This window comes from Streptomyces sp. RP5T (assembly GCF_003933965.1).
Taxonomy (GTDB): Bacteria; Actinomycetota; Actinomycetes; order Streptomycetales; family Streptomycetaceae; genus Streptomyces.
Map to the genome: position 1 here is coordinate 1 of NZ_RSAJ01000450.1, position 6885 is coordinate 6885.

Genomic DNA, 6885 nt, shown 5'->3' on the forward strand with positions numbered 1-6885 from the left:
CTTCAACCGCACCCTGCTCGACGAATGGGCCTACGCAAAGCCCTATCGGTCAGAGCAGGAACGACGCGCAGCGTTCCCCGACTGGCTGCACACCTACAATCACCACCGCGGACACACCGCGCTCAAGGGCCAACCACCCGCCAGCCGCGTCCCCAACCTCACGGGGCAATACACCTAGGGCGTGTTGCGAAAGTCCCGTCGTTCGCCCGAAGGGCGGGCCTCGCGGCGTCAGGTGCGTGCTCTCGGCGTGCCGGGCGGAAGCCCTCGTACTGGATGTACTTGGGCTTTCGCCCGGTGCGGCGAAGGGGGTCCCCCCGTCCGAGCCCTGCGCAGCAGGTTCGAGGATGGGGGCGCGTGCATGGCGTCGCGAGGCAGGCGGGACTTTCGCAACACGCCCTGGGGCCCTACTGGCAGCTCACGCCCAGAGCTGGCCCTGCAGGGTCTCGATCGCTTCCTCCGTGGTCGCCGCCGTGTAGACGCCGGTCGACAGGTACTTCCAGCCGCCGTCGGCCACCACGAACACGATGTCGGCGGACTCCCCCGCCTTGAGCGCCTTGTTGCCGACGCCGATCGCCGCGTGCAGGGCGGCGCCCGTGGAGACGCCCGCGAAGATGCCCTCCTGCTGGAGGAGCTCACGGGTGCGGGTGACCGCCTCGGCGGAGCCGACCGAGAAGCGGGTGGTGAGCACGGAGGCGTCGTACAGCTCCGGTACGAAGCCCTCGTCGAGGTTGCGCAGGCCGTAGACCAGGTCGTCGTAGCGCGGTTCGGCGGCGACGATCCGCACGTCGGGCTTGTGCTCGCGCAGGTAGCGGCCGACGCCCATCAGGGTGCCGGTGGTGCCGAGGCCGGCGACGAAGTGGGTGATCGAGGGGAGGTCGCTGAGGATCTCCGGGCCGGTGCTCGCGTAGTGGGCGCCGGCGTTGTCCGGGTTGCCGTACTGGTAGAGCATCACCCAGTCGGGGTGCTCGGCGGACAGCTCCTTGGCGACCCGTACGGCGGTGTTGGAGCCGCCCGCGGCGGGCGAGGAGATGATCTCGGCGCCCCACATCGCCAGCAGGTCCCGGCGCTCCTGCGAGGTGTTCTCGGGCATCACGCAGACGATCCGGTAGCCCTTGAGCTTCGCCGCCATCGCGAGGGAGATGCCGGTGTTGCCGGAGGTGGGTTCGAGGATCGTGCAGCCCGGGGTCAGACGGCCGTCCTTCTCCGCCTGCTCGATCATGTGCAGCGCGGGGCGGTCCTTGACCGAGCCGGTCGGGTTGCGGTCCTCCAGCTTGGCCCAGATGCGGACGTCGGCGGACGGCGAGAGCCGCGGCAGGCGCACCAGAGGGGTGTTGCCCACCGCGGCCAGCGGGGAGTCGTAACGCATCGAGGATCAGGCCATGCCGCCGGCCACGGCCGGCAGGATCGTGACGTTGTCGCCGTCGGTGAGCTTGGTGTTGATGCCGTCGAGGAAGCGGACGTCCTCGTCGTTGAGGTAGACGTTGACGAAGCGGCGCAGTTCACCGCCGTCCACGATGCGGGCCTGGACGCCCGCATGCCGGGTCTCCAGGTCGGCGAAGAGCTCGGCGAGGGTGTTCCCGTTGCCCTCCACCGCCTTCTGGCCGTCGGTGTAGGTGCGGAGGATGGTCGGGATGCGGACCTCGATGGCCATGGTTGCGGGCTCCTGTCGGGAAGTGTTCTGGTCGGTGGGCGCACGACGACGCGCGCCGCGGCTCACGGCCGTACGGCGGCAGGGAACGTCAACAGATGGCGCTGTTCAGCCTGCACAGGTCGACGTGCAGCCGCGCCACGAGCAGGATGCTCGGCGCTTTCTCGCTCACGTCATACAGAACCATGGGCTCATCGTATCGATTCCCGGCCGGGGTCCCGGAGTGTGATCTCGCATGCTGGATGAATTCTGGCCGAATGGTGAGATCGGTGCAGGTCGCGGGATCAGTAGGCCGTCACGACCGACACCTCCTCCTCCGTGACCTCGCCCTCCACGATCCGGTACGAGCGGAACTGGAAGTCGCCGAGGCCGTCGGTGTCGGCGGTGGAGACGAGGACGTAGTGGGCGCCCGGCTCGTTGGCGTAGGAGATGTCGGTCCGGGACGGGTAGGCCTCGGTCGCGGTGTGGGAGTGGTAGATGACCACCGGTTCCTCGTCGCGGTCGTCCATCTCGCGGTAGAGCTTGAGCAGGTCGCCGGAGTCGAACTCGTAGAACGTCGGCGACATGGCGGCGTTGAGCATGGGGACGAAGCGCTCGGGGCGGTCCGACCCGGCCGGTCCCGCGACGACTCCGCACGCCTCGTCGGGGTGGTCCTTGCGCGCGTGCGCGACGATCTGGTCGACGAGGGCCTGGGTGATGGTCAGCATGCCGAAAGGATAAGCAGAGGGCCGTCCCGTACCGGGGTTCGGTACGGGACGGCCCACATGCCGGACTTGCTAGCCGCCGACCTTCTCGAACTCCGGCTCGCGCCGGTCCGCGATCCGCGGGTTGCGGGTCTTCAGGACGGCCCAGCCGACGCCCAGCGCGGCGGCCCAGCCGGCCATCACGTACAGACAGACGCGGGAGTCGGCGTCGTACGCGATCAGGCAAGTCACGAAGAGCAGGAACACGATGGCGATCCAGCTGCCGGCCGAGCCGCCCGGTGCCGGGAAGGAGGAGGCGGGCAGACGCCCTGCCACCACCTCGCGGCGGTAGCGCACGTGGCTGATCAGGATCATCAGCCAGGTCCAGATGCCCGCGGCGGTCGCGACCGAGACGACGTATCCGAACGCCTTCTCCGGCACCACGTAGTTCAGCACCACGCCGATGCCCATGAAGAGCACGGAGACCGTGATGGCCAGGGCCGGGGTGCGCGTGACGGAGAGCTTGTTGAAGGCCTGCGGGGCCTCTCCGCTGTCGGCCAGGGTGCGCAGCATGCGGCCCGTGGAGTACATGCCGGAGTTGCAGGAGGACAGGGCCGCGGTCAGGACGACGAAGTTGACGATGCCGGCGCCGGCCGGGATGCCGATCACGGCGAACGCCTTCACGAAGGGGCTGACGCCCGCCGCGAACTCGGTCCACTTGACCACGCACAGGATGACGGTGAGGGCGCCGACGTAGAAGAGGCCGATGCGCCAGGGCAGGGTGTTGATCGCCTTGGGGAGGGTCTTCTCGGGGTTCTCGGACTCACCGGCGGTGACGCCGACCAGCTCGACGGCGAGGTAGGCGAACATGACGCCCTGCAGGGTCATCAGGGAGGAGCCGACGCCCTTGGGGAAGAAGCCGTCGAAGGCCCAGAGGTTGGAGACCGCGGCGGTGTCGCCGGCCGCGCTGAAGCCGAAGGTCAGGACGCCGAGGCCGATCACGATCATGCCGATCAGGGCGGTGACCTTGATCATCGAGAACCAGAACTCGATCTCGCCGAACAGCTTCACCGAGATCAGGTTGGCCACGAACAGGACGACCAGGAAGACCAGGGCCGTCGTCCACTGGGGGACGGCCGGGAACCAGTAGTTGACGTAGATCGCGGCGGCGGTGAGTTCCGCCATGCCGGTGACGACCCACAGCAGCCAGTACGTCCAGCCGGTGAAGTAGCCGAAGAACGGGCCGAGGAACTCTCGGGAGTACTCCGCGAAGGAGCCGGAGACCGGGCGGTAGAGCAGCAGCTCGCCCAGTGCCCGCATGATGAAGAAGATGATCACGCCGGCGACGGCGTACATCAGGATGAGGCTCGGACCGGCCTTGGCGATGTTCGCCCCGGCGTTGAGGAAGAGGCCGACGCCGATGGCGCCGCCGATCGCGATCATCTGGACCTGGCGGCTGCCGAGTCCGCGCTCGTACCCCTCTTCGGAGGTCTTCTTGGAGCCTGAGCCCGTGCCTGTGTCGACCTGAGCGGAGGTCATGTGTGTGGTGCGCCTTTCTCCATGCCGAACCGGGCCTTCGTCGGCCGCGGATCGGTTCTCGATCCCCCCGGATTGATGGAGTGAGCGGGCGCGGGGAAGTCCGGGTGCGCTCCCGCGTCGTTCGGTGCGTGCTCTCGGTGTGCCGGACGAAGTCCTTCGTGGCGGAGCCACGTGGGACTTTGGCCGGTGCGGCGAGAGTGCGTGCCGAACGACGCGGGGGGCGTGCTCGGGCTTTCCCGGGTCCGCTGAGCCTGGCCGGCGGTTGCCGGCTCGGTGGCGCACCCGGCCGAACATTCGGGTGGTGTTCGCCGGGCGGTCGTGAAGATTTATCACGACCGCAACACTGATCACCTGAGCCGGATGTGGCGCGCCCCACAGGGAGAAGCGGACAAAGAACACCCTTGGCGGGCATAGACGGCCATCACGGTGACGTGATCGTTATCCGGATTTGAGCGTCCTCTGAGCGAACATGGAACCGTCACATCTCACGGCATAAGGGTGTTCACGAGGGTCTCCTGGAGGCCGCCCAGCCACAGGTACGCCATCACCATCGGCTTGCGCGGGTCCTCGTCCGGGAGGCGGTAGAGGAGGTCGGTGTCCTCCTCCTCGGTGATGTCGAGGCGGGAGCCGATCGCGAGCCGCAGGTCGTTGAGGGCGCCGAGCCACTGCCGGGACTCGTCGGTCGACAGCTTCAGGACCGCTCCGTCGCCGCCGGCGGAGCGCAGCGCGTCCAGGGAGCGGATCACCGCGAGGGCGTTCTCGCGCTTGCCGGCCCTGAGGTCGTTCTCGGTGTAGCGGCGGAACTCCGAGGAGTACGCCCGCTGCTCCTCGGCCTCCTTCGCCTCCGGAGTGCCCTCGGGGTCGCTGTAGGCGTCCGGGAAGAGCCGCTTGAGCACCGGGTCGGAGGGCGGCTCGCTCGGGCCGTCCGCGAAGAGCTCGGCGAGCGGGTCGTCGGGGGCGTCCTCGGCGGGTCCCGGGCCGATGAGTTCCAGGAGCTGGACGGCCAGCGACCGGATGATGGAGATCTCGACGTCGTCGAGGGCGACGGCCGCGCCGCCGCCGGGGAGCGGTTCGAAGGTTCCTGGCATCAGGGTTGTCGCTACTTCCGGTCCTGCGGGCGGGGGCGGGTCATTTCCGGTCCTGCTGGAGGGTGGCCCACAGGCCGTAGCCGTGCATGGCCTGCACGTCGCGTTCCATCTCCTCGCGGCTTCCGCTGGAGACGACCGCCCGGCCCTTGTGGTGGACGTCGAGCATCAGCTTGGTGGCCTTGTCCTTCGAGTAGCCGAAGTACGACTGGAAGACGTAGGTCACGTAGCTCATGAGGTTGACCGGGTCGTTGTGGACGATCGTGACCCAGGGGACGTCCGGCTCGGGGACGGCGAAGACCTCTTCCGCCGACTCGGTGCGTTCGATCTCTACGGGAGCGGGTGACGTCACACGGCCCATGCTGCCACGCACCCCCGAAATCGTCACACTGACGCGAAGTGGGGTAGCATCCGTTGTTATGAACACAGCGGACCTTGGGCTGCCGGTGGACGTTCCCTCGACGGCACTCTTCACGGACCAGTACGAGCTGACGATGCTGCAGGCCGCGCTGAAGGCGGGTACCGCCGAACGGCGCAGCGTGTTCGAGGTCTTCACCCGGCGGCTGCCGGACGGGCGGCGCTACGGCGTCGTCGCGGGCACCGGCCGGGTGCTGGACGCGGTGGAGAACTTCCGCTTCGACGCGGACGTGCTCGGCTTCCTGCGGGAGCGGGACATCGTCGACGAGGAGACCCTGGACTGGCTCGCCTCCTACCGCTTCGGCGGGGACATCTGGGGCTACCCGGAGGGCGAGGTGTACTTCCCGGGCTCGCCGATCATGCGGGTGGAGGGGTCCTTCGCCGAGTGCGTGCTGCTGGAGACCGTGATCCTGTCGATCCTCAACCACGACTCCGCGATCGCCGCGGCCGCCTCCCGGATGTCCTCGGCCGCGGGCGACCGGCCGCTGATCGAGATGGGGGCCCGCCGCACCCACGAGCTGTCCGCGGTGGCCGCCGCCCGCGCCGCCTACCTCGGCGGTTTCGCCACCACCTCCGACCTCGCGGCCGGTTTCCGCTACGGCATCCCGACCGTGGGCACCTCCGCCCACGCCTTCACCCTCCTGCACGACCAGGAGCGGGACGCCTTCCAGGCCCAGGTGGAGTCGCTGGGCCGGGGCACGACCCTGCTGGTGGACACCTACGACGTCACCGAGGCCGTCCGTACGGCCGTCGAGGTCGCCGGGCCCGAGCTGGGGGCCGTGCGCATCGACTCCGGGGACCTGCTCCTGGTCGCGCACCGGGTGCGGCAGCAGCTGGACGAGCTGGGCGCGAAGGGGACGCGGATCATCGTCACCTCCGACCTCGACGAGTACGCCATCGCCTCGCTGGCGGCGGCCCCGGTGGACGCGTACGGCGTCGGCACCCAGCTGGTGACCGGGTCCGGGCATCCGACCGCCTCGATGGTCTACAAGCTGGTCGCGCGCGCCGAGTCCGACGATCCGAGGGCGCCGCTGATCCCGGTCGCGAAGAAGTCGTCCGGGGGCAAGAGCTCGGTCGGCGGCCGCAAGTGGGCGGCCCGGCGACTGGACGCGGAGGGGATCGCGGAGGCCGAGGTGGTGGGCACCGGGCCGGTGCCGGCGGGGCTCACGGACCGGCAGCTGCTGGTGGAGCTGGTCAAGGGCGGCGAGGTCGTGGCCCGCGAGCCGCTGGACGTCGTACGGGACCGGCATGCCGCCGCCCGGGCCAACCTGCCGCTGTCGGCGACCCAGCTCTCGCGCGGGGAGCCGGTCATTCCGACGGAGTATGTCAACGGGCGCACGGGTAGCTAGGGTCTGTCCGGCCGATCGGGCCGACTCCCGCACGAGGCCGTCCGGGCGCGGCGGCCCCGGCAACCGACGACAACGCCGCAGGTCGGCGTGGGGGCCCGCACCACGCCGGCGTGATCCGCCGGGCCGGCCCCGCGGCTGTCCACCGAACGCGCCCACCCATGCCC

9 protein-coding genes are annotated in these 6885 nt (G+C 69.5%); 2 read left to right on the plus strand and 7 right to left on the minus strand.

Features of this window, described 5'->3' with window-relative positions; translation table 11 throughout:
* The coding region (locus EHS43_RS33040) for an integrase core domain-containing protein (protein WP_148104145.1) at positions 1-178 on the plus strand (178 nt) is incomplete at its 5' end.
* Positions 179-415: 237 nt separating this feature from the next.
* On the opposite strand, the gene EHS43_RS33050 is transcribed toward EHS43_RS33040, so the two are convergent.
* From EHS43_RS33050 to clpS, 7 genes are all read right to left on the minus strand, one after another.
* Positions 416-1366: a PLP-dependent cysteine synthase family protein gene (locus EHS43_RS33050; RefSeq protein ID WP_125194343.1), complete on the minus strand. Its 951-nt coding sequence runs from the start codon at positions 1364-1366 to the stop codon at positions 416-418.
* A gap of 6 nt (positions 1367-1372) precedes the next feature.
* Positions 1373-1651 (minus strand): MoaD/ThiS family protein, encoded by a 279-nt coding sequence (locus tag EHS43_RS33055; RefSeq protein ID WP_007382355.1) that lies wholly within the window; start codon positions 1649-1651, stop codon positions 1373-1375.
* Positions 1652-1739: 88 nt separating this feature from the next.
* Positions 1740-1835 (minus strand): putative leader peptide, encoded by a 96-nt coding sequence (locus tag EHS43_RS48855; RefSeq protein ID WP_312023458.1) that lies wholly within the window; start codon positions 1833-1835, stop codon positions 1740-1742.
* Positions 1836-1932: 97 nt separating this feature from the next.
* Positions 1933-2355 (minus strand): Mov34/MPN/PAD-1 family protein, encoded by a 423-nt coding sequence (locus tag EHS43_RS33060; RefSeq protein WP_125194344.1) that lies wholly within the window; start codon positions 2353-2355, stop codon positions 1933-1935.
* 69 nt (positions 2356-2424) lie between these two features.
* Positions 2425-3870, minus strand: a complete 1446-nt coding sequence (locus EHS43_RS33065; protein ID WP_125194345.1) for an amino acid permease — start codon at positions 3868-3870, stop codon at positions 2425-2427.
* 485 nt (positions 3871-4355) lie between these two features.
* Positions 4356-4958 (minus strand): DUF2017 domain-containing protein, encoded by a 603-nt coding sequence (locus EHS43_RS33070; protein ID WP_125194346.1) that lies wholly within the window; start codon positions 4956-4958, stop codon positions 4356-4358.
* Between the two features lie 40 nt (positions 4959-4998).
* Positions 4999-5316: an ATP-dependent Clp protease adapter ClpS gene (gene clpS / locus EHS43_RS33075; RefSeq protein ID WP_037710635.1), complete on the minus strand. Its 318-nt coding sequence runs from the start codon at positions 5314-5316 to the stop codon at positions 4999-5001.
* Between the two features lie 58 nt (positions 5317-5374).
* On the opposite strand from clpS, the gene EHS43_RS33080 reads away from it, so the two are divergent.
* Positions 5375-6721, plus strand: coding sequence for a nicotinate phosphoribosyltransferase (locus EHS43_RS33080; protein ID WP_125194347.1), 1347 nt, complete (start codon positions 5375-5377; stop codon positions 6719-6721).
* The last annotated feature ends 164 nt before the right edge of the window (positions 6722-6885 follow it).

Excerpts from the sequence above, each read along its gene's own strand:
- EHS43_RS33050 (WP_125194343.1), bottom strand. The coding sequence starts at position 1,366 with ATGCGTTACGACTCCCCGCTGGCCGCGGTGGGCAACACCCCTCTGGTG.
- EHS43_RS33055 (WP_007382355.1), bottom strand. The coding sequence starts at position 1,651 with ATGGCCATCGAGGTCCGCATCCCGACCATCCTCCGCACCTACACCGAC.
- EHS43_RS48855 (WP_312023458.1), bottom strand. The coding sequence starts at position 1,835 with ATGGTTCTGTATGACGTGAGCGAGAAAGCGCCGAGCATCCTGCTCGTG.
- EHS43_RS33060 (WP_125194344.1), bottom strand. The coding sequence starts at position 2,355 with ATGCTGACCATCACCCAGGCCCTCGTCGACCAGATCGTCGCGCACGCG.
- EHS43_RS33065 (WP_125194345.1), bottom strand. The coding sequence starts at position 3,870 with ATGACCTCCGCTCAGGTCGACACAGGCACGGGCTCAGGCTCCAAGAAG.
- EHS43_RS33070 (WP_125194346.1), bottom strand. The coding sequence starts at position 4,958 with ATGCCAGGAACCTTCGAACCGCTCCCCGGCGGCGGCGCGGCCGTCGCC.
- clpS (WP_037710635.1), bottom strand. The coding sequence starts at position 5,316 with ATGGGCCGTGTGACGTCACCCGCTCCCGTAGAGATCGAACGCACCGAG.
- EHS43_RS33080 (WP_125194347.1), top strand. The coding sequence starts at position 5,375 with ATGAACACAGCGGACCTTGGGCTGCCGGTGGACGTTCCCTCGACGGCA.